This is a genomic window from Frateuria flava (genome assembly GCF_017837635.1).
Taxonomy (GTDB): Bacteria; Pseudomonadota; Gammaproteobacteria; order Xanthomonadales; family Rhodanobacteraceae; genus Frateuria_A; species Frateuria_A flava.
In genome coordinates this window covers 22,467-43,736 of sequence record NZ_JAGJRS010000028.1, presented here as the reverse complement: position 1 = coordinate 43,736, position 21,270 = coordinate 22,467, and the positions used below count along the sequence as shown (strand labels likewise).

Annotated in this window: 18 protein-coding genes; 9 read left to right on the top strand and 9 right to left on the bottom strand. The window is 67.5% G+C overall.

From position 1 onward, the window contains the following. The first annotated feature begins 51 nt into the window (after positions 1-51). From J7I44_RS13785 to J7I44_RS13770, 4 genes are all read left to right on the top strand, one after another. A complete protein-coding gene (locus J7I44_RS13785) occupies positions 52-1,737 on the top strand; it encodes a trehalase family glycosidase (RefSeq protein ID WP_209621973.1) in 1,686 nt (561 codons plus the stop codon). 75 nt (positions 1,738-1,812) lie between these two features. Continuing rightward, on the top strand, positions 1,813-2,322 hold the full coding sequence (locus J7I44_RS13780) for a peptidylprolyl isomerase (protein WP_209621970.1): 510 nt from the start codon (positions 1,813-1,815) through the stop codon (positions 2,320-2,322). Between the two features lie 374 nt (positions 2,323-2,696). Beyond that, positions 2,697-3,896: an aminotransferase class I/II-fold pyridoxal phosphate-dependent enzyme gene (locus tag J7I44_RS13775; RefSeq protein ID WP_209621967.1), complete on the top strand. Its 1,200-nt coding sequence runs from the start codon at positions 2,697-2,699 to the stop codon at positions 3,894-3,896. 58 nt (positions 3,897-3,954) lie between these two features. After that, positions 3,955-4,941, top strand: coding sequence for a malate dehydrogenase (locus J7I44_RS13770; RefSeq protein WP_209621963.1), 987 nt, complete (start codon positions 3,955-3,957; stop codon positions 4,939-4,941). A gap of 213 nt (positions 4,942-5,154) precedes the next feature. Here the strand turns inward: J7I44_RS13770 and J7I44_RS13765 are convergent, their stop codons facing one another. Continuing rightward, positions 5,155-6,171: a MerR family transcriptional regulator gene (locus J7I44_RS13765; protein ID WP_209621960.1), complete on the bottom strand. Its 1,017-nt coding sequence runs from the start codon at positions 6,169-6,171 to the stop codon at positions 5,155-5,157. A gap of 105 nt (positions 6,172-6,276) precedes the next feature. Further along, entirely contained in the window at positions 6,277-7,587 is a 1,311-nt protein-coding gene (locus tag J7I44_RS13760) for a dicarboxylate/amino acid:cation symporter (RefSeq protein ID WP_209621957.1), read from the bottom strand. A gap of 395 nt (positions 7,588-7,982) precedes the next feature. Here J7I44_RS13760 and prpB point away from each other — a divergent pair, with 395 nt between their 5' ends. The 3 genes from prpB (at position 7,983) to J7I44_RS13745 (ending at position 11,342) form a co-directional block, all read left to right on the top strand. Beyond that, on the top strand, positions 7,983-8,870 hold the full coding sequence (gene prpB, locus J7I44_RS13755; RefSeq protein WP_209621954.1) for a methylisocitrate lyase: 888 nt from the start codon (positions 7,983-7,985) through the stop codon (positions 8,868-8,870). Between the two features lie 132 nt (positions 8,871-9,002). Beyond that, the gene (prpC, locus tag J7I44_RS13750) at positions 9,003-10,148 is read left to right on the top strand and encodes a bifunctional 2-methylcitrate synthase/citrate synthase (RefSeq protein WP_209621951.1); all 1,146 of its coding nucleotides are present in this window, start codon (positions 9,003-9,005) and stop codon (positions 10,146-10,148) included. A 423-nt stretch (positions 10,149-10,571) separates the two neighbouring features. Beyond that, positions 10,572-11,342: a porin family protein gene (locus J7I44_RS13745; protein ID WP_209621948.1), complete on the top strand. Its 771-nt coding sequence runs from the start codon at positions 10,572-10,574 to the stop codon at positions 11,340-11,342. Between the two features lie 37 nt (positions 11,343-11,379). On the opposite strand, the gene J7I44_RS13740 is transcribed toward J7I44_RS13745, so the two are convergent. Then, entirely contained in the window at positions 11,380-12,057 is a 678-nt protein-coding gene (locus tag J7I44_RS13740) for a TerC family protein (RefSeq protein WP_209622003.1), read from the bottom strand. Between the two features lie 370 nt (positions 12,058-12,427). On the opposite strand from J7I44_RS13740, the gene J7I44_RS13735 reads away from it, so the two are divergent. Next, entirely contained in the window at positions 12,428-13,879 is a 1,452-nt protein-coding gene (locus J7I44_RS13735) for a bifunctional 2-methylcitrate dehydratase/aconitate hydratase (protein WP_209621945.1), read from the top strand. Between the two features lie 347 nt (positions 13,880-14,226). Further along, positions 14,227-15,366, top strand: a complete 1,140-nt coding sequence (locus tag J7I44_RS13730; protein WP_209621941.1) for an OmpA family protein — start codon at positions 14,227-14,229, stop codon at positions 15,364-15,366. 141 nt (positions 15,367-15,507) lie between these two features. Here J7I44_RS13730 and J7I44_RS13725 read toward each other — a convergent pair whose 3' ends face one another. From J7I44_RS13725 to J7I44_RS13700, 6 genes are read right to left on the bottom strand one after another with little or no spacing between them, the layout of a single operon-like run. After that, entirely contained in the window at positions 15,508-16,590 is a 1,083-nt protein-coding gene (locus tag J7I44_RS13725) for an SAM-dependent methyltransferase (protein WP_209621938.1), read from the bottom strand. Beyond that, positions 16,587-17,378 carry a DUF1295 domain-containing protein gene (locus J7I44_RS13720; RefSeq protein ID WP_209621936.1) on the bottom strand — a complete coding sequence of 264 codons (792 nt, stop codon included), beginning with the start codon at positions 17,376-17,378 and terminating at the stop codon, positions 16,587-16,589. Before J7I44_RS13720 ends, J7I44_RS13725 begins: the two co-directional genes overlap by 4 nt. Continuing rightward, positions 17,365-17,907, bottom strand: coding sequence for a DUF2878 domain-containing protein (locus J7I44_RS13715; RefSeq protein WP_209621933.1), 543 nt, complete (start codon positions 17,905-17,907; stop codon positions 17,365-17,367). Before J7I44_RS13715 ends, J7I44_RS13720 begins: the two co-directional genes overlap by 14 nt. Then, on the bottom strand, positions 17,904-19,253 hold the full coding sequence (locus J7I44_RS13710; RefSeq protein ID WP_209621930.1) for an SAM-dependent methyltransferase: 1,350 nt from the start codon (positions 19,251-19,253) through the stop codon (positions 17,904-17,906). The genes J7I44_RS13715 and J7I44_RS13710 overlap by 4 nt, the downstream gene beginning before the upstream one ends. Before the next feature lies 1 nt (position 19,254). Next, positions 19,255-20,025 carry a DUF1365 domain-containing protein gene (locus tag J7I44_RS13705; RefSeq protein ID WP_209621927.1) on the bottom strand — a complete coding sequence of 257 codons (771 nt, stop codon included), beginning with the start codon at positions 20,023-20,025 and terminating at the stop codon, positions 19,255-19,257. Beyond that, positions 20,025-21,269, bottom strand: coding sequence for an NAD(P)/FAD-dependent oxidoreductase (locus tag J7I44_RS13700; RefSeq protein ID WP_209621924.1), 1,245 nt, complete (start codon positions 21,267-21,269; stop codon positions 20,025-20,027). Before J7I44_RS13700 ends, J7I44_RS13705 begins: the two co-directional genes overlap by 1 nt. Position 21,270 lies beyond the last annotated feature (1 nt).

Below are 21,270 nucleotides of genomic sequence, written 5' to 3'. Positions count from 1 at the left end.
CCTGTGACATGCGTTGTTTTCCCTCGCCCCACCGCAAGAGGAAGCCCCTCCATGCAGACCCGTCCGCGCATCCTCTCCCTGCTCGGCGCCACGGCGCTGGTGCTCTCCACCGCCGCCAGCGCCGCCACGCCCAGCCCGGCGAAGACGCAGGCCTACATTCACAAGGCCTGGGACACCCTGACGCGCTCGCTGGACGATTGCTCGGCGCTGCACGATCCGAAGATGGATGCGCGCCCGGTGCTGTACCTGCCCGCCGACCTGGACAAGCCCGCCGGCATCGATGACATCGCCAAGCGCTGCAAGGTCGAGGTACGCACGCTACCCCGGCGCATCGGGCAGCTCGGTGACCTGATGCCCTCGAAGCTCCCCGCCGAAGGCCTGCTCTACCTGCCCCGGCCCTACGTGGTGCCCGGCGGCCAGTTCAACGAGATGTACGGCTGGGACAGCTACTTCATCCAGCTGGGCCTGCTCGCCGACCAGCGCGACGATCTGGCCCGCGACATGACCGACAACATGCTGTTCGAGGTCGAGCACTACGGCGGCGTGCTCAATGCCAACCGCACCTACTACCTGACCCGCTCGCAGCCGCCGTTCCTCAGCCGCATGGTGTCCGACGTGCTGGCCGCGCCCAAAGCCTTCAAGGACGAGGCCGAACGGCACGCCTGGCTGGCTCGCGCCTATCCGCTGGTGGTGGCGAACTATCACATCTGGACGCGGCCCGAGCACCGGGCCGGCGACACCGGCCTGGCGCGCTACTTCGACCTGGGCCAGGGGCCGGTACCGGAGATGCACGGCAGCGAGTACTACCGGGGCGTGATCGCCTGGGTACTGGCGCATCCGGCGAAGGATCCGGGTTACCTGGTCAAGGCCTCCGAGCATCCCGATGCCGCCGAGATGGCGAAGCTCAAAACCGGCAGCTGCGACATCCAGGCCTCCACCGTCTGCGCCGGTGCCTGGGCCAGTGGCTATCGGCTGAGCGCCGACTACTACCTGGGCGACCGCGCCATGCGCGAGTCCGGCTTCGACACCAACTTCCACTTCGGCCCCTACGGCGGCACCACCCACCACTACGCCGGCGTGGGCCTGAACAGCCTGCTTTACCGCTACGAACGCGACCTGCACGACCTCGCCCTGCAACTGGGCAAGGTAAGCGAGGCGCAGCAGTGGGCGGACGCCGCAGCCACGCGCAAGGCGGCCATGGACAAGTACCTGTGGAACGACCAGCGCGGCCTGTTCATGGACTACGACTTCACCCGCGGCAAGGCCTCCGAACAGCCCTACGTCACCACCTTCTGGCCGCTCTGGGCGGGGCTCGCCTCCAAGGCGCAGGCCGCTGCGCTGGACAGGCACCTGGCCGTGTTCGAGCGCAAGGGCGGCCTGTCGATGGACGACCTGAGCAGCGGCGCGCAGTGGGACGAGCCGTTCGGCTGGGCGCCCACCAACTGGCTGGCGATCTCCGGCCTGGACGCCTACGGCTTCCACCGCGACGCGCAGCGCCTGGCGCGCAAGTTCATGGGCACCGTGGAAACCGGCTTCGCCCACGACGGCACGATCCGGGAGAAATACAACATGGTGAAGGGCAACGCGGACGTACGGATCACCGCCGGTTACACGACGAACGTGATCGGCTTCGGCTGGACCAACGCGGTGTACCTGAAGCTGCACCAGTTGCTGCAGGGCATGCCTGCGCAGGCGCCCGCTCCCGCGCGGAGCACGCAGGCGCCCGCGGTGCACTGAAACGGTGGTTCACGGCGACGGCCGGCGGCTGCGTTATTCTTGCCGGCCTTTCGCTCACGTCCCAAGGGTTTGCCCATGACCATCAACGTCACCTTCGAGACCAACCGCGGTCCGATCCACCTGCGCCTGCACGAGGACAAGGCGCCGGTGACCGTCGCCAGCTTCGTCAACCTGGCCCGCCGTGGCTATTACGACGGGCTGTCGTTCCACCGCGTCATCAACGACTTCATGATCCAGGGCGGCTGCCCGCTGGGCACCGGTACCGGCGGCCCGGGCTACAAGTTCGAGGACGAGTTCCACCCCTCGCTGCGCCACGACAAGCCGGGCGTGCTGTCCATGGCCAACGCCGGCCCGCGCACCAACGGCAGCCAGTTCTTCATCACCCACGGCCCGACCCCGTGGCTGGACGGCAAGCACAGCGTGTTCGGCGAAGTGGTCAGCGGCGACGACCAGAAGGTCGTCAACGCGATCCGCCAGGGCGACACGATCGAGCGGGTCGCGGTCGAAGGTGACGTCGACGCGCTGATGGCCGCGCAGGCCGATCGCATCAAGGAGTGGAACGAGAAGCTCGACCAGCGCGGCTGAGTACTTCTCGCCTGTTCTCCCCCGGCGCAGCCGGGGGGAACGTCTGTCGTCTGGAATCCGCTTCGCTTGGCTTTCCGAGGCGGGCCGACGTCCCCCTCGCGATGGTCGCCGCCACCGAGGCCCTCTTTGTAGGAGCGCCCTTGGGCGCGACCGCCATGCACAACCGCGCGACGTGGTCGCGCCCAAGGGCGCTCCTGCATGCATGGCCGGCGGCCGCCCGCCGGGCGGCAAGCCATCCCGCCGACCGTCCCGAGGCGCTCGGGCCGACGGCAGCCCAGCACCAGGCCCGTCCCCGGGCTCCCGTCCAGGGGCGAGGGCTCCGGGCCGCGTGCTAAAATCCTCCGGTTACCTCACTCCCACACCCCGAGGAAGCCATGCCCCAGCTCGCCCAGCGTGTCGGCCGCGCCAAGCCCAGCGCGATCATGGTCATCGCCGAGAAGGCCAGGCAGTTGAAGGCACAGGGGAGGGACATCATCAGCTTCTCGATCGGTGTGCCGAACTTCCTGCCGGGTGAGCACGTCTACGCCGCGGCGCGCGAATCGCTCAGCCATGACTCGGGCCAGTACGGCAGCAACCGTGGCGCCGAGCCGCTGCTGGACGCCTTCCTCAAGCACATCGAGGCGCTCGGTTTTTCCGGCTACGGCCGCATGAACCTCTCCATCGGCATCGGCGCCAAGCAGGTGCTCTACAACCTGGCCGAGGCGCTGCTGGACGAAGGCGAGGAGATCTGCTTCGCCGCGCCGTACTGGACGACCTATCGCGACATCGCGGACATCGTCGGCGCGAAGATCAACGTGCTGCCGTGCCCGTCGACCCAGAACTACAAGCTCGCGCCCGCGCAGCTGGAGGAAGCCCTGAAGCGCAAGCCGAAGGTGTTCCTGTTCAACAATCCGTCCAACCCGACCGGCATGGTCTACACGGCCGAGGAAATCGCCGCGCTGGCCGACGTGCTGGTGCGCTATCCGGACACTTGGATCATCACCGACGACATCTACAACTCGATGGTGTTCGACGGGATCGGCTACCACAACTTCGTGTTCGCCCGGCCGGAGCTGCGCGAGCGGCTGGTGTTCGTCGACTCGGTGTCCAAGACCTACGGCATGCCCGGCTGGCGCGTGGGCATGCTGGCAGGGCCTGAAGTCGTGGCCAAGGCCGTGACCACGCTCAACTCCAACCACATCACCAGCGTGCCCGAAGTGATCACCGCCGCCGCGGTGGCTGCCTTCGGCGGCCCACAGGACGTGCCGCAGGCCAGGTGTGCCGAGTTCGCCGCCAAGCGCGACATCGTGGTCACCGCGCTGCGCGCGATCCCCGGCGTGATCTGCCCGCGCCCGCAGGGCGCGTTCTACGCATTCCCGGACATCTCCGTCGCTTTCGGCAAGTCGCACAACGGCACGCCGATCAACAGCGACGTGGACGTCTGCGCGGCGCTGCTGGAGGCCAAGGGCGTGGCCTGCGTGCCCGGCTCGGCCTTCGGCGAGCCGCATTCGCTGCGCATTTCCTACACCTGTCCGACGGCACAACTGCAGCCGGGCCTGGAACGCATTCAGCAATTCTTCGCCGAGCTCCAGTAAGCCGGGCGCTCGCCTGCCCGAATCACGAATCCCGAATCCCGAATCACGGAGACAACCAATGAAAGCCCCCGTCCGAGTTGCCGTCACCGGTGCCGCTGGCCAGATCGGCTACGCACTGCTGTTCCGCATCGCCGCCGGCGACATGCTGGGTCCCGACCAGCCGGTGATCCTGCACCTGCTGGAGATCACCCCGGCGCTGCCCGCGCTGCAGGGCGTGGTGATGGAGCTCAACGACTGCGCGTTCCCGACCCTTGCCGGCGTGGTGGCCACCGATGACGTCAACGTCGCCTTCAAGGATGTCGACTACGCGCTGCTGGTCGGCGCCCGTCCGCGCGGCCCGGGCATGGAGCGCAAGGACCTGCTGGAAGCCAACGGCGCCATCTTCGGCCCGCAGGGCAAGGCGCTGAACGACCACGCCAAGCGCGACGTCAAGGTGCTGGTGGTCGGCAACCCGGCCAACACCAACGCGCTGATCGCCCAGCAGAACGCGCCGGACCTGGATCCGAAGTGCTTCACCGCGATGGTGCGCCTGGACCACAACCGCGCGCTGAGCCAGCTGGCCGAGAAGACCGGCAAGCACACGACCGAAATCAAGAAGGTCACCATCTGGGGCAACCACAGCTCGACCCAGTACCCGGACCTGCACCACGCCACCGTCGACGGCAAGCCGGCGCTGACGCTGGTGGACCAGGCCTGGTACGAGAACGACTTCATCCCGACCGTGCAGCAGCGCGGCGCGGCGATCATCAAGGCCCGCGGCGCCTCCTCGGCGGCCTCGGCCGCCTCGGCCGCGATCGACCACATGCGCTCGTGGGCGCTGGGCACGGAAGAGGGCAACTGGGTGTCCATGGGCATTCCGTCGGACGGCTCCTACGGCATCGCGCCGGGCGTGATCTACGGCTACCCGGTGACCTGCAAGGACGGCAGGTACACGATCGTGCAGGGGCTGGAGATCGGCGAGTTCTCGCGTGGGCGGATGGATGCCACCGACAAGGAGCTGCGCGAGGAGCGCGGCGGCGTGGAGCATCTGTTCGCCAAGAAGTAAGACCACCTGGTGTGGCTTGAAAAAGGGCGGCCCTGGGCCGCCCTTTTTTTCAGCGACTTCCCGCAAGCCTTGGCCGCTCACCCCAACCCTCTGCCCGGCGGGGAGAGGGAGCCGATCCGGCACGCTGCGGATGTCCGGTTGCCCTCAAACCTTGCTCCCTCTCCCCGCCGGAGAGAGGGTCGCGGCTGTTCCTCACGCAGGTGCCTCGGAACCTCAGGACGCCGCCCGCATCGCCTGCCCCAGGTAAGCCAGCAACGCCTCGTCCACCCACGTTCCGTTCATCAGGTCCGGCTCCTTCATGTTCGCCTCGCGAATCCGCGCATGCGTGGCCGGATCATCGCCGGCGTACGTGCGGAACATGGCCGCCCAGCGCCGCGCCAGTGCCTTTGCCTCGGGCGACGAAGGCGAAACCCCCGCCGCCATCGCCTTGCGCATCTCGGCGATCAGTGGCGGCCAGGCGTACATCTGCTCGCGGTAGTGTTCGCGCATGAACGCCAGCTCGTGCGGCTTCAGATAACGCGCATAGATCGCCAGGTGGGCTTCCACAATGGCCTGTTCGATGAACTGCTTCAGCGCCGGCGTGATCCCGGACAGCGCCACCATGCCCGGCTCGTTGTCGTGCATGGCGTTGAGCCGCAGCAGGAAATCAGGGTTGCCGGCGGTATCGCGCTGCAGGGTCTGCATCCAGCGCAGCGCGAGTAGCTGGGCGTCGTGATCGTCCGGTCGCGCGCCGCGGTCGATGGCCGCCTGTACCGCGCCCATCAGCGCCTGCCACTCGGCGTGCGCGTCACGGTCATGGTGCATCGGCAACTGCTTCAGTTCCTCGGGAGAAAAATACTTCTCGTACATGGTCATCAGTTCCAGCGTATCCAGCCAGGCGGCCAGGTCGGGAGACTGTCCGGCGGCAAGCTGCCCGCGCAGCGCGACCAGCCGCCCGCGCAGGCGGGTGGCCCGATCGAGCTCCTGGTCGAGCTGGGCGATCTGGCGGTCGATGAGATCGCCCAGGGGCTGTTGGGGTCCGGACAGGACGGTTCCGATGTCGGCCAGCGGCAGGCCCAACTGGCGCAACGCCTGGATACGGTGCAGGCGTTCGACGTTGGCACGGTCGTAAAGGCGATAGCCGGCATCGGAGCGCAGCGAGGGCTTGAGCAGGCCGATGGCGTCGTAGTGGTGCAGCGTGCGGACGGTCAGTCCGCAGCGGCGGGCGAGTTCGCCGACGGTCAAGGGCATGGCTTCGATCTCCTCGGATGCGTGGCGGGCACTTTCCGGGATGACGTTACGTGAGGGTCAAGCATGTGCTGGCGAGGCCGGGCGCCCCGGTCATGCGGACCGCCGTCAGCCCGCGGCCGCGGGACGCACCTGCCGGTCCACCACGGCGGCGGTCACGATGTCGCTGCCGACGTTGACGGTGGTACGCAGCATGTCGAGGATCCGGTCCACGCCGAGCACGATGCCGATGCCTTCCGGCGGCACGCCGAAGGTGGCGAGCAGCCCCGCGATCAGCGGCAGCGAACCGCCAGGAATCCCGGCGACCGCGACCGCGCTCAATACCGCCAGCAGCATCAGCACGCACTGGTGCAGCAGCGACAGCTCGATGCCGAACGCCTGCGCCACGAACAGCACCACGCAGCCCTCGAACAGCGCCGTGCCGCTCATGTTCATGGTCGCGCCCAGCGGCAACACGAAGCCGGCGGTGCTGGGTGAGAGCTTGAGCTCGTCATGCGCCACCGCCAGCGAGGCGGGCAGGCAGGCGCTGCTGGAACTGGTGGAGAACGCCGTGACCAGCAGCGGGCGGATCTGCCGGAAGAAGGCCAGCGGCGAGCGTCGGGCCAGGAAGCGCAGCCACAATGACATCGTGCCGAACAGGTGCAGCATCAACGCCGCGGCGCAGCCGACCACGAACACCGAGAGGATCAGCAACACGTCGACGCCGACTTTGACGATCACGCTATAGATCATCGCCGGCACGGCATACGGCGCCAGCCGCAGCGCGAAGCCGACGATGCCCGTCATCAGCTCGCTCAGCGTGTCCAGGCCGTCCTGCACCCTGCGGCGCTTGTCCTCGGGCAGGGCGGTGGCGGCGGCGCCGACCAGGATCGCGAACACGATCAACGGCAGCACGTCGCCCAGCGCGTTGCGGCTGTTGCCAACGAAGGCGCCGAACAAATTGCGCGGCATGAACATCTCCACCACCACGGCCAGGCTCAGGCCCGGCTGTTCGGCCTTGCGCTGGACCGCCTGCATGGCGCCGCCGCCGTACTCCTGCATCAGCAGCGCCCGCGCGCCCTCGGCCAGGTGATGGCCCGGCTGCAGCAGGTTCATCATCAGCAGGCCGATCGCCACGCCGATCAGCATGTTCGCCGCGAACAGCCCGAACGTGCGCAGCGCCAGCGGACCGAGCCGGTCCAGCCTGCCCAGCTGCGCCACGCCGGAGGCCAGCGAGGCGAACACCAGCGGGATCACCACGAAGAACAGCATGCGCAGGAAGACCTGCCCGAACGGATCGAGCACTGCCGTGGAAATCGCTTGCATGGCCTGCAGCGTCGCCGGATGGAACTGCCCGAAACCCAGCGTGGCCACCGCGGCCACCACGCCGATGACCAGGCCCCAGAGAATGCGTGTCGCCAGCGGCGTCGATGTGCTCATGGGGCGACTGTGGCCAATGCGCGACGGCTTCGCAAGATTCCGCACGCGGGGTAGCCGGGGTTCCCGCGTGCACCGTCCCCGGAACACGCCGGAACGGAAGTGGCCATGGGTTCGTTCCCGAATTTCCGAGCCGGTTCGAGGGAAGGCCACCGGCGGATGGCGGTCCTGGTGGGGGGGGCGGGCGAGCTTCCCGCAAGGCGCCCCCGTTCATCCTTCGGGCATCCTCCCCCCGTGAACCGGTGAGGGTCGAGTCGCTGCGTTGCCGATCCTTCTGCCGCGAGCGCGGCGGAGGGCGCCGACAGGCGGTTGGGGCGCTTCTGCCCCGGCGTCCAGTGCCCCCGCCGGCAAGCCCGATCCGCCAATACGGTAAAATGCCGCTTTTCCCCGGAGGCGACATGACTAGCCAAGCATCCCCCGGCGCACGGTTCCGCGCCGCGCTGGCCGAAGAACAGCCCTTGCAGGTGATCGGCGCGATCAACGCCAACCACGCACTGCTGGCCAAGCGCGCCGGCTACCGCGCGATCTACCTCTCCGGCGGCGGCGTCGCGGCCGGGTCGCTGGGGTTGCCGGATCTGGGCATCAACACATTGGACGACGTGCTCACCGACGTGCGCCGCATCACCGACGTGTGCGACCTGCCGCTGATGGTGGACATCGACACCGGCTTCGGCCCGAGCGCCTTCAACATCGCGCGCACGGTCAGCAGCCTGATCAAGTTTGGCGCTGCCGCCTGCCACATCGAGGACCAGGTCGGCGCCAAGCGTTGCGGTCACCGCCCCGGCAAGGAAATCGTCAGCACCGGCGAAATGGCCGACCGCGTGAAAGCCGCCGCCGACGCCAGGACTGACCCGGACTTCTTCCTGATCGCCCGTACCGACGCCATCGCGGTGGATGGCGTCGATGCCGCCATCGAACGCGCCATCAAGTGCGTGGAAGCCGGCGCCGACGGCATCTTCGCCGAGGCCGCCTATGACCTGCCGACCTACCGCCGCTTCGTCGACGCGGTGAAGGTGCCGGTGCTGGCCAACATCACCGAATTCGGCAAGACCCCACTTTTCAGCGTGGACGAACTGCGCACCGCGGGCGTGGGCATCGTGCTCTATCCGCTGTCCGCCTTCCGCGCCATGAACAAAGCGGCCGAGAACGTGTACGAATCGATCCGTCGCGACGGCCACCAGCGCAACGTGATCGACCAGATGCAGACGCGCGAGGAACTCTACGAGCGCATCGGTTACCACGATTACGAGCGCAAGCTCGACGCGCTGTTCGCAAAGAAAGGCTGACATCCCCGGCCCTTGCAGGGGCCCGCTTGCGGGCGATGGCGTTGCTTGCGTTCAGGCCAAGAGCATCGCCCGCAAGCAGGCTCCCGCGAAAGACAAGACACGGAACACCACCTGCACCTCAGGAGACACCCGATGACCGAGCAAGTCCTCCCCAAGGCCAAGAAGTCCGTCGCGCTGTCCGGCGTCGCGGCCGGCAACACCGCGCTGTGCACGGTCGGCCGCAGCGGCAATGACCTGCATTACCGCGGCTACGACATCCACGACCTGGCCGCCAAGGGCAGCTTCGAGGAAGTGGCCTACCTGCTGGTGCACGGCGTGCTGCCGAACTGGCGCGAGCTGCAGAACTACAAGGCCAAGCTCAAGCGCCTGCGCGGCCTGCCGGCGCCGGTCAAGGGCGCGCTGGAGTTGCTGCCGGCGGCGACCCATCCGATGGACGTGCTGCGCACCGGCTGCTCGGTGCTGGGTACCGTGCTGCCGGAGAAGGAAGACCACAACCTCACCGGGGCCCGCGACATCGCCGACCGCCTGATGGCGAGCTTCGGTTCGATGCTGCTGTACTGGTACCACTTCAGCCACAACGGCAAGCGCGTGGAAACGCAGACCGACGACGACTCGATCGCTGCGCACTTCCTGCACCTGCTGCACGGCAAGGCCCCGAGTGAACTGCACGCGCAGGCGCTGGACAAGTCGCTGGTGCTGTACGCCGAACACGAGTTCAACGCCTCAACCTTCACCGCCCGCGTGATCGCCGGCACCGGTTCGGACATGTATTCGTCGATCACCGGTGCGATCGGCGCGCTGCGCGGTCCCAAGCACGGTGGCGCCAACGAAGTGGCGATGGAGATCATCGCGCGCTACCGCAACGCCGACGACGCCGAAGCGGACATCCGCGCACGCGTCGAGCGCAAGGAAATCATCATCGGCTTCGGCCATCCGGTCTACACCGTGTCGGACCCGCGCAACGAGATCATCAAGGAAATCTCGCGCAAGCTCTGCACCGAGGGCGGCAACCCGACGCTGTTCGAGGTGTCCGAGCGCATCGAGAAGCTGATGGGGGATCTGAAGAAAATGTTCCCCAACCTCGATTGGTACTCGGCCAGCGCCTACCACATGATGGGCGTGCCGACTGCCATGTTCACGCCGCTGTTCGTCATTGCGCGCACCTCCGGCTGGAGCGCGCACGTGATCGAGCAGCGCCAGGACGGCAAGATCATCCGCCCGAGCGCGAACTACACCGGCCCGGAAGATCAGACCTACGTGCCGATCGAGAAGCGCTGACCGCCGCTGCGGATTCCAGACCCTTCCGGACGCGGATCTGGTCGGGTCGATCGACGCCACTGTCCATTTCCCGGGGCCTCATCCCCGCGACAGCGGCAATCCACCTGGCTTCGGTGAGAGCCGAACCCCGGTGGATTGCCGTTTTCGCCGGGTGGCGGCCGATCGAAGCGATCGGGGCTCGCCTCCGAGGCCCGATGCCATCACGCGCCGGGGAACGGCTGGTCGAGGGAGAGTGGCGCGCCTGGGCGTTCGGCGGCGACAACGCATGCGAGCTATCCACGGGCTGTCCACGGTGGGCTCGCTACCGTGGCCCGACATCCCCGGAGAGAGCCCTGCATGCGACATTCCGCAAAGTGTCCGTCGCGGCCTGCGCTTGGCGCAGGCCTTGTCCTGATTCCGCTCGTCCTTGCCAGCACCCATGCCGTGGCGCAGGACGCGCCCGTCCTCGACCGTGCCAGTGTGCGGTTGGGTGGTTACTACGCCGGCGTGGACACGGACGTCCGCATGGCCGACCCGAGCGACACGCTCAGCGGCACCATCAATCTCGAAGACGACCTCGGCTTCGACAAGAACAAAACCGTGCCGCGCGTGCGTGCCGACTTCCTTTTCGGTGAACACCAAGGCCTGGCGCTGGACTACTACAGCATCGACCGCGCCAGCCATCAGACGCTGGCACGCGACATCAGCTACGACGGCGTCGATTACAGCGCCAACGCGGACATTCGCGCCAAGCTCGATTTCGATTTCGGCAGCGTCGCCTGGCGGTGGTGGTTCGGCGAGGGCAACGACGCCTATGGCGTGGGCCTGGGCGCGGGCTGGTATCGCGTGAAGACCGAACTGGTGGGTGAGGGCGCCTACGACCTGGGGCAGGGCGGCGAGCAACCGGTATCGGTCACTACCGGCAGCAACGACAGCGCCTGGGCGCCCATGCTGCAGCTGGGCTGGCGCCACCTGTTCAACGACCAGTGGCGCATGTACCTGGACGCCTCGGGCGTGCGCAAGAACGGCGGTCGCATCAGTGGGCACATCTACAACGCCGCGCTGGGCGTGGAATGGCTGCCGCTGGAAAACCTTGGCTTCGGGCTGGAATACGGTTACAGCCAGATCAAGCTGCACTGGAACCGCAGTGCCTACGATGCCGACCTGGACATGACGCTCAGCGGTCCGTCGGCCTTCGTCAAACTTCGCTGGTGAGCAGGGCCGTAACCGTGTCCGGTTGCGGCCCCTCCTTTCAGCCTGCTTTCGCCCTGCGGCGCTGGACCAGCCAGCCACCGCCGCAGACCAGCGCAATCAGCAGGAAGTCCAGCGCGTAGCCATACCAGGGGCGAGCGTCAAACCATGCGCGCAGCAGGTGGTCGTGCGCGATCATGCGGCCCGCGGTCCAGGCGATCGCGCCTGCGCCTACGTAGACGATGAACGGGAAGCGTTCGATCAGCTTCAGGATCAGGGTCGAGCCCCACACCACCAACGGCACGCTGATCAGCAGGCCCAGCACGACCAGGCCAAGGTGTCCCTTAGACGCGCCGGCGATCGCCAGTACATTGTCCAGGCCCATCAGCGCATCGGCCACCACGATGGTGCGCAGTGCGGCCCAGAAGCTGTCGGCGGCACTCACCTCGTGCCCGCCCTCCGGTTCGGGCTTGATGAGCTTCCAGGCAATCGGCAACAACAGCAGGCCGCCGGCCAGCATCAGGCCGGGCAGCTTGAGCAGGTAGACCACGATGGCGGTCAGCGCCACGCGCACCGCCACTGCGCCGAAGGTGCCCCAGAACACCGCTTTCCTCTGCAGCGCCTTGGGCAGGTTGCGCGCCGCCAGCGCGATCACGATCGCGTTGTCGCCGGCGAGCACGAGGTCGAGCAGGATGATGGCCACGAGGCCGGAGACGAAATCGGTACCGCTGATGTCCATGCAGAACTCCCGCGCGTGACTCATGGCGATGGTGACGGACACGCGCAGAGGCCCGGCACCACCGCAAAAGTCTCGTTCGCGAGGGACCTCGCCGGCGTGACCGGGACGCGAAGGCGTCCGTGATGACGATCACCGCACGGCGCCGCAGGAAAATCGCGGCGCCGGAACTACTCCCCTTTGGGTGTGCGGCGATTGTCGAGGGCGACGCCTGCGGCGGTCAAGCGCGGCTTGGCGGGAGAGCCCTGTGCACGACCGCCCTGCCGGGTGGCTGGAGATGGCGGTCGCCCCCGGGGGCGCTTGCGCAAGAGAGAAAGCAGCCACGCGGCCGGCCGGATACAATGGCGGTTTTTCCTCCCGCGAGAAGCCCTCCATGAGTGCCCACGACATCCGCTCCGCCGTTCGCCCCGATCCCGACCAGCCGATGGTCGACATCGCCAACTACGTGGCCGACTACCGGATCGAGTCCAGGGAGGCCTACGACACCGCCCGCTACATGCTCCTGGACTCGCTGGGCACCGCCATGCTGGCGATGAAGTTCCCCGAGTGCGTCAAGCACCTGGGCCCCATGGTGCCGGGCGCCACGCTGCCGGGCGGTACCCGCGTGCCGGGCACCAGCCACGAGCTCGATCCGGTGCAGGGCGCCTTCGCGATCGGCACGCAGATCCGCTGGCTGGATTTCAACGACACCTGGCTCGCGGCCGAATGGGGCCACCCGTCGGACAACCTGGGCGCAATCCTGTCGGTCGCCGATTACCTCAGCCGCAAGGCCGAACGCGAGGGCGGCCAGCCGTTCACCGTGCGCGACGTACTGGGCTACGCCATCAAGGCACACGAGATCCAGGGCTGCTACGCGCTGAAGAACAGCTACAACCGCGTCGGCCAGGATCACGTGATTCTGGTGCGCCTGGCTTCCACCGCGGTGTCCACCGCGATGCTCGGCGGTTCCAAGGAGCAGATCACCACCGCCGTGTCGCACAGCTGGATCGACAACGGCGCGCTGCGCACCTACCGTCATGCGCCGAACACCGGGCCGCGCAAGAGCTGGGCCGCGGGCGATGCCTGCCGCCGCGCCGTGACCCACGCGATCAATGCGGTCTATCGCGGCGTGGTCGGTTACCCGTCGGCACTCAGCGCCAAGACCTGGGGCTATTACGACGTCGCCTTCAAGGGCAACGCGTTCGAGTTCGAACGTCCCTTCGGCAGCTACGTGATGGAGAACGTGCTGTTCAAGATCAGCTTCCCGGCCGAATTCCATGCGCAAACCGCGGTGGAGTGCGCCATGCAGCTGCACGCGCAGGTCGCCGGCAAGCTCGACCAGATCGAAAAGATCGTGATCGAGACGCAGGAAGCGGGCGTGCGCATCATCGACAAGACCGGCCCGCTGGCCAATTACGCCGACCGTGACCACTGCATCCAGTACATGGTCGCCGTGCCGCTGATCTTCGGCCGCCTCACCGCCGAGGACTACAACGACGAGGTTGCGGCCGACCCACGCATCGATGCGCTGCGCGACAAGATGGAAGTGCGCGAGAACCCGCAGTTCACCAAGGACTATTTCGATCCGGACAAGCGCTACATCGGCAATTCGGTGCAGGTGTTCTTCAAGGACGGCTCGTCCACCGAGAAGGTGTCCATCGATTACCCGATCGGCCACCGCAAGCGCCGTGCCGAAGGTATTCCCGTGCTGCTGAAGAAGTTCGAGGCGGCCCTGCGCGGGCACCTGCCGGCACACCGGGTCAAGGCCATTCTGGAGGCGACCGCCGATCCGGCGGCGCTGGATGCCATGCCGATCCAGCATTTCCTCGGGCTTTTCACGCTTTAACCACAATTAGCCTCGCAATAGCTATTGCGAGGGAATAAAAAGCAGGCTGGCGCCTGTAATGGACCCACCCCCGAAAACCCGGCCCCGGCGGCCGGGTTTTCGCGTATTCACGCCAGTTCCACGCCATTCGGGCGGCAATAAGCGCGGAGGCTTTGCTGAACAACGCCTCACCGGGGGACCCGCGCCGTTGTGAGAACGGCTTAACGGTTTTGCTACACTCGTGCCGCTTGCCCGTAGGGACATAAAGCGAGGGGGCGGCTCAAGCTTCCGGAAGTCAAAGTGAGTTTGACGCGCGGTCCGTATGAGGTGAAACGGCTGCGAACACCAATAAATGAAGGAGACACCTGATGAAACGTAAGGGCTTGTATTTCCTTATTGCCCTGGCCCTGGGCGGCGTAGGTGCCGTTCACGCGCAGGACAATACCGCCGATACCGCGGGCGACACCGCGCCGATGAGTGCCTCGGGCGATTATGACGGCCGTTGGTATATCGCCCCGACGCTTGGCGGTTACTACAACGACACCGATCGCAACACCAACAGCCGCCAGTTCTATTACGGGCTCGGCGTGGGTCGTTTCATCGCTCCGAACGCTTCGATCGACCTCTTCATCGATCGCACCAATCGCGATCGCGATACCGCCGTGGGCGGCAGCAACTGGTCGAGCACCAACTACGGCGTGGCCGCGCGTTTCTACGCCGGTGACTGGAACGCCTGGCGTCCTTACGTGCTTGCCGGCGTGATGGGCAGCTACCACAAGAACCCGGCCGAGCACGGCTGGGCGCCGGCGGCCGAACTGGGCGTGGGCGTGTCCAAGACCGTTGCGGAAAGCTCGGACATCCGCATCGAGACCGGTTACCGCTACGACTGGGACGACAAGAGCCAGCCGACGGAAGACGGCTACGGCGACTGGTTCCTGGGCTTCAGCATCGTCTCGCGCTTCGGCGAGCCGGCGGCTGCGCCCGAGCCGGCAGCTGCTCCGCCGCCGCCCCCGCCGGCCAATGACTGCTCCACGCAGGACAGCGACAACGACGGCGTGAACGACTGCGAAGACAAGTGCCCGGCTACCGCCGCCGGCACGATCGTCGGTCCGGACGGTTGCCCGCAGAAGGTCGTGATCGACCTGCGCGGCGTCAACTTCAAGTTCGATCGCCCGTCGAAGGGCGAGATGGATATCAGCAAGGCGCTGGCCGAGCCGACCTCCGACTCGCTGGCCATCCTCGACCAGGCCGTCGACACCCTGCAGCGCTACCCGCAGGTGCACGTGACCGTCGCCGGCTACACCGACTCGGTCGGTACCGACGCCTACAACCAGGCGCTGTCGGAGCGTCGTGCGAAGATCGTGTACGACTACCTGACCGCCCACGGCATCGACGCCAGCCGTCTGGAAGGCCCGATCGGCCACGGCGAAGCCGACCCGATCGACACCAACGACACCAACGAAGGCCGCGCGCGCAACCGCCGCACGGAGCTGCAGGTCCAGCAGTAACCGGAACTGCAACGCAATGAAAAAAGCCCGGCGCAAGCCGGGCTTTTTTTACGTTCCGAGGGCGCCCGTAGGGTGGTTGCAGTGGCCAACTTTCCTGGTTCTGCAAACCAAACGCGGTGGGCGGAAGCCCATCCTGCGCGCTCAGTCGCGTCGGCTGAAGCGGTAGTGGCCTACCAGCCACTCGTTGCCGTGGTCGTAGCCGAACAGCTCCGCGCAGGCCATCCAGAACATGCGCCAGCGCTGGTGCCAAAGCGGCGCGGCCGTCTCGCCGTAAGCCTCGGCCAGCACGCGCAGGACCTGTGCGCGATTGGCATCCTGGCGCTCCAGCCAGGCGTTGGCGGTGCGCTGGTAGTGGGTGCCCGGAAGGCGCCACTGGTGCTCGATGCCAAGGTGCTCCTGGAAATGCAGGAACGTGTCGGCCGCCGGCATCAGTCCACCGGTGAAGAAGTGCCGCCCCATCCAGTTGTCGCCGCCGGCCGTTTCGAACGGATACATCAGTTCGCGATGGCAGAAGATGTGCACGAACAGCTTGCCGCCCGGGCGCAACCATTGCGCAATCTGCTCGAACAGGCGGTGGTAATTGCGCACGTGTTCGAACATCTCCACCGACACGACGCGATCGAAGGCCGCGGCATCCAGGGTCAGGCGGTTGACGTCGCAGGTCACCACCGTGACGTTGTGCAACCCGCGCTCGCGGCAGCGCGCCTCGATGTGCTCGCGTTGCAGGCGCGAGTTGGACACGGCAGTGATGCGCGAGCCGGGATAGCGTTCGGCCATCCATAACGTGAGCGAGCCCCAGCCGCAGCCCAGCTCCAGGATGTCCTGTCCGTCGGCCAGTTGTGCGCGGCGGCCATAGAGCCCGAGCATCGCCTCTTCGGCCTGTTCCAGGTTTTCGGTGCCGAGCGGGTAGTAGCAGCTCGAATACTTCAGGCGCGGACCGAGGCAGAGCTGGAAGAAAGCGGGTGGCAGCTCGTAGTGCTGCGCGTTGGCCGCGTCGGTGTGCAGTGCCAGCGGACTGTGGCGCAACTCCTCCAGCAGGGCGCGGAAGCGTTCCCAGCTCGCCTCGGTGCCGCCCTGTCGCTCCTCCCGGAGCCGCTGCGCGCACAGGCGCCGGATGCCCAGCCGCAGCAGGGCATCGGGCACCAGCCCGCGCTCGGCGAGATGGATCAGGCCGCGCTCGGGATCGGCGGCAGAGGCGGTGTCGAGCGCGAGGCTGTCGGTCATGGCGAAGAATCCTTGGGGAACCAGGGGAAGAAGGGGCTGGTGCGGCGCTGGTAGTCGCGGTAGTCCTCGCCACGGCTGCGCAGCGCCTGCGCCTCGGCGAACGGAATGCCGGTGATCCAGTACAGCGAGGCCAGCATCAGCACAGGGCCCAGCAGCGCCATCCACGACAGCGGCGAACCCACCGCCAGCAGCAGGTACGCAAACCACTGCACCCATTCGAAGAAGTAGTTGGGATGGCGCGAGTAGCGCCACAGGCCCTGGCGGCAGGTGCGGCCGTGGTGCGCCGGATCGGCTCGGAAGCGTGCGAGCTGGCGGTCGGCCAGGCTCTCGCCGATGAGCGCCACCAGCCACACCGCGATGCCCGCGCCGTCCCAGCCCGACCAGGGAGCCCGGTTGGCGGCCACCGCCAGGAACGGCAGCGAGAACAGGGCCACGAGCAGCGCCTGTGCCTGGAAGAACAGGAAGAACTTCCGCTGGTCGTCATGCCAGTGCCGGCGCAGGTGGCGGTAGCGGCCATCCTCGGCTTCGCCGAGGATGCGCAGGCCCAGGTGCAATCCCAGGCGTGCCGCCCACAGGCTGCCGAGAAGCGCCAGGGCCAGGCGGCGGTCGGCCAGCCCTTCGCCCATGGCCGCGTAATAGAGCGCGCTGCCGCCCATGCCGGCCGTCCAGATCGCGTCGACGATGCCCGCGTTGCGCGAGCGTCGCTGGACCAGCCAGCCAAGGGCCATCGCGATGGCGCTCGCCGCCCACACCCAGCCAGGCTGGTGCAGAAGTTCAGCCGTGGACATGTTTCGCCTGCGGACGTGGCTGCGTTTCGATGAGCATGGCCAGGCGCACGAGCAGCGGCAGCATGAGCGCCCAGCCCAGCGCCAATGCGCCGACGGCCACGACCGGCCCCTGCGGGAAGCTGACCGCCTGCCAGCCGCGCGCCGCGGCGACGTAGGCCAGCGGCGCGCCGACGGCACCGAACACCATCGCCAGCAGCCAGCGGCCCTGCAGGAAGCGCAGGCTGTGCCGCAGCGTCAGCGCGAAGGCCGCCCAGAGGGCGAAGATCCACGGCGGCGCAACGTGCGCGGTGGGAAAGGGTGATGCGTAGGCAATGGTGCCGGTGGCGGCATAGAGCGAATCGAGCGCCGTGCCCGCACACGCCGCGGCGAGCAGCAGCCACGCATCCAGCCGCCCGTCGCGCCCGCGCAGGTGGATCAGCGCGAACGGGAGCAACAGCAGCGGCCCGAGCCAGGCCCGCTGGTGCGAGGCGCCCCAGACCGCGGCCAGCCAGACCAACTGGTAGCCGATGGCGTTGAGCCAGACGTTCATCGAGGCCCCAGGTCCGGCAGGTAGGACTCGCGCCGGCAACCCGGCCGGGTGAGCAGCATCTGCACGTCGCCGATGGAGCGCTCGCGGAATCCGCCCTCGCAGTAGGCCAGGTAGAACTCCCACATGCGCACGAAGCGCTCGTCGTAGCCGGCCGCGAGTACGTGATCGCGCTTGGCCATGAAGCGCTCGCGCCAGTGCCTGAGGGTCAGCGCATAGCTTGGCCCGATGTCTTCCAGGTGGAACAGGCGCAAGTCGCTCGCCTGTCGTGCGGCATCGAGCATGGCGCTCACCGCGGGAATGAAACTGCCAGGGAAGATGTAGCGCTTGATGTAATCGACCGACCTGAGCGCCTTGGCGTAGCGATGGTCTTCGATCGTGATCGCCTGGATCAGCGCCTGCCCGTCGTCCTTCAGCAGCCGCGAGATGGCGGCGAAGTAGGTGGGCATGTAGGCCGCGCCGATGGCCTCGATCATTTCGATCGAAACCAGCTTGTCGTACCGGCCGGTGAGCTCGCGGTAGTCCTGCAGCAGCACCGTGACGCGATCGCCCAGGCCGGCGGCCTGGACGCGCTCGCAGGCCAGTTCGTATTGCTCCTGCGAAATGGTGGTGGTGGTGACTCGGCAGCCGTGATGGGTGGCTGCGTGCAGCGCGAAGCCGCCCCAGCCGGCGCCGATTTCCAGCACGTGATCATCCGGACCGAGCGCGAGCTTCTCGCAGATGCGTTGAAGCTTTCGACGAGAGGCGACCTCGAGCGGTTCGTCCTCATGCGCGAAGATCGCCGAGGAATACATCAGGTCGTCGGAGAGGAAAAGGTCGAACAGCGTGTTGCCCAGGTCGTAGTGCGCGGCGATGTTGCGCCGGCTGCCTTGCCTGGTGTTGCGGTTGAGCGCATGCCAGACCCTGAGCGCCCAGCCGCCCAGTCGCGCCATGCCGGTTTCCATGCCGTCGAGCAGGTCACGGTTGCGCACCATGATGCGGATCAGCGCGACCAGATCGTCGCAGTGCCACAGGCCCTCCATGTACGCCTCGCCGGCCCCCACGCTGCCGTTGGCGGCGACCAGGCGATAGAAGCGCGGGTCGTCGACATGCACCTGCACGCGAAGCACAGGCTCGCCATCGGCAGGCTGGCCAAGCTCCAGCCGGCCGAGCGCATCGACGATCACGAGCCGCGCACCACGCAGTTGCCCCATCTGTCCCAGCAGGCGCGAACGCAGCGCGCGGTCGAATGCGCCGTACGCCGCGGGCGACTCCGTCTGGTTCGCGACGGCGGGGCGGTCCGCGTAGCGGGGCGCATCGACGATGCCATCGATGGTGCGCTCGTCGGACGAACTCAGTTCCAGATCCATGTCAGGTCCCGTGGTGGCGTGGATGGTCGTAAACCGGGTTGCGCTTGAGCCAGAGCCTGAGCGCCTCCCAGTGGATGGCGGCGACGACCTTCAGGGTCATCAGCGGGAAGCGCCACAGCACGCGTGCCAGCTGCGTGCCGTCGAGCGGACGGCGCTGGAGCACGAGCGTGGCGTCGAAGTCGCGGTCGCCGTCGCGCAGCACGTTCATGTGCACGCGCAGGGCTTCAGCCGGCTCGGAGAAGCGCCAGTCGTAGCCGCGCGCCATCGGCATGAAGGGCGACACGTGGAAGGTCTTGGCAAAGCGCCAGGCGCACACGTGGCCGTGCCGCTCGGCCTCGGCGAGTGGCAGCACGTAGGCGTGGCGCTCCTTCCAGGGCGTGTTGGTGATCTCGGCGAGGATCGCCTCGAGCGAGTGGCCGTCGGCGCCGTAGCAGTAGTAGAAGCTCACCGGGTTGAAGCAGTGGCCGGCATAGCGCAGATGGGTGAGCAGGCGGATGGGCCCCTCGGGGCGGTGGCCGGTGCGTTCGGCCACGCGGCGGCGCACGGCCTCATCGAGCGGCAGCTCGACAGGCCCGAGGTAATCGCTTCGGCGGAACTGGGCCAGGTTGGCGCGACCGTAGGACCACAGCCAGCGGCGCTCGAACAACCGGGGCAACTCGGCGAGGTCCAGATAGAGCAGCGCGATGCGATAGCGAAACGCATGCGGCCGCGGTGCGTAGCGCCGGTGGCGCACCCAGCCCTCATAGATCGCACTGGCCAGCGGCGCGGCCATTACCAGCGCACCCCCAGCGCTTCGGCCACGGCGACGGCGCTGCGCATGCCGTCTTCGTGGAAACCCCAACCCCAGTAGGCGCCGGCGTACCAGACCCGGTCGATGCCCTGGATGTCCGCCTTGCGCCGCTGCGCCGCGACTGAGGCGTGGGTGTACTCCGGGTGCGCGTAGCTCAATCGGCGCAGGACTTTCGCCGGGTCGATACGGCCGGTGCAATTGAGCGACACGCAGAACGTCTCCGGCGCCTGGATCGACTGCAGCAGGTTCATGCAGTAGGTGACCGTGCAGGCATCGTCGCGGTCGCGCGGCACCAGCGCGTTCCAGGCCGACCACGCGGTGCGCCGGCGCGGCAGCAGGCGCGTATCGGTGTGCAGTACCGTGTCGTTGGACTGGTAGGTGATCGCACCGAGCACCTCTTTTTCGGCGGCGCTTGGCTGGGCCAGCAGGGCAAGGGCCTGGTCGCTGTGGCAGGCCAGGACGGCCTGGTCGAAGCGCTCGGATCCGGCCAGGCTCTGCACCTCCACGCCACCGACCGCCGGGCGGTGAACGGCCAGTACGGGGCAGGCCAGGCGCTCGCGGACCTGCCAGCGCGAACGTAGCGCGTCGACGTAGCGGCGCGAGCCGCCGCTGACCACACGCCACTGCGGCCGGCCTTCCACCTGCAGCATCTGGTGGTTGGCCATGAAGGCGACCAGGTACCTGGCCGGGAAGGCGAGGATCTGCCGCGAGGGCGAGGACCACAGCGCCGAGGCCATCGGCACCAGGTGGTCGTCGCGGAACATCGCCCCGTAGCCCTGGGCGTCGAGGTAGTCGCCCAGCGTCGGGCCTTCGCCATCTTGGGCCAGCAGCGCGGGCGCCTCGCGATAGAAGCGGAAGATGTCGCGCACCATGCCGTGGAAGCGCGGCGACACCAGGTTGCGTCGCTGGCAGAACAGGGTGCGTAGCGACGCGGCGCCGTACTCGAGCCCGCTGCGCTCGTCGTGCACGGCGAAACTCATCGTGGTCGGCTGCGTGGCGACGCCCAGTTCGTCGAACAGGCGGCTCAGCAGCGGGTAATGCGTCCGGTTGAAAACGATGAAGCCGGTGTCGAGCGCGTAGTTGCGTCCGTCCAGCGTGACGTCGTGCGTGTGGGTGTGCCCGCCGATGTAGGCGTTCGATTCGTACAGCGTGACCTCGTGCTGGCGCGAAAGCAGCCACGCACTGGCCATGCCGGCGATGCCCGATCCGATGACCGCAATGCGCACG

Coding starts and splice junctions, on each gene's coding strand:
- J7I44_RS13785 (WP_209621973.1), top strand. CDS start 52: ATGCAGACCCGTCCGCGCATCCTCTCCCTGCTCGGCGCCACGGCGCTG.
- J7I44_RS13780 (WP_209621970.1), top strand. CDS start 1,813: ATGACCATCAACGTCACCTTCGAGACCAACCGCGGTCCGATCCACCTG.
- J7I44_RS13775 (WP_209621967.1), top strand. CDS start 2,697: ATGCCCCAGCTCGCCCAGCGTGTCGGCCGCGCCAAGCCCAGCGCGATC.
- J7I44_RS13770 (WP_209621963.1), top strand. CDS start 3,955: ATGAAAGCCCCCGTCCGAGTTGCCGTCACCGGTGCCGCTGGCCAGATC.
- J7I44_RS13765 (WP_209621960.1), bottom strand. CDS start 6,171: ATGCCCTTGACCGTCGGCGAACTCGCCCGCCGCTGCGGACTGACCGTC.
- J7I44_RS13760 (WP_209621957.1), bottom strand. CDS start 7,587: ATGAGCACATCGACGCCGCTGGCGACACGCATTCTCTGGGGCCTGGTC.
- prpB (WP_209621954.1), top strand. CDS start 7,983: ATGACTAGCCAAGCATCCCCCGGCGCACGGTTCCGCGCCGCGCTGGCC.
- prpC (WP_209621951.1), top strand. CDS start 9,003: ATGACCGAGCAAGTCCTCCCCAAGGCCAAGAAGTCCGTCGCGCTGTCC.
- J7I44_RS13740 (WP_209622003.1), bottom strand. CDS start 12,057: ATGGACATCAGCGGTACCGATTTCGTCTCCGGCCTCGTGGCCATCATC.
- J7I44_RS13735 (WP_209621945.1), top strand. CDS start 12,428: ATGAGTGCCCACGACATCCGCTCCGCCGTTCGCCCCGATCCCGACCAG.
- J7I44_RS13730 (WP_209621941.1), top strand. CDS start 14,227: ATGAAACGTAAGGGCTTGTATTTCCTTATTGCCCTGGCCCTGGGCGGC.
- J7I44_RS13725 (WP_209621938.1), bottom strand. CDS start 16,590: ATGACCGACAGCCTCGCGCTCGACACCGCCTCTGCCGCCGATCCCGAG.
- J7I44_RS13720 (WP_209621936.1), bottom strand. CDS start 17,378: ATGTCCACGGCTGAACTTCTGCACCAGCCTGGCTGGGTGTGGGCGGCG.
- J7I44_RS13715 (WP_209621933.1), bottom strand. CDS start 17,907: ATGAACGTCTGGCTCAACGCCATCGGCTACCAGTTGGTCTGGCTGGCC.
- J7I44_RS13710 (WP_209621930.1), bottom strand. CDS start 19,253: ATGGATCTGGAACTGAGTTCGTCCGACGAGCGCACCATCGATGGCATC.
- J7I44_RS13705 (WP_209621927.1), bottom strand. CDS start 20,025: ATGGCCGCGCCGCTGGCCAGTGCGATCTATGAGGGCTGGGTGCGCCAC.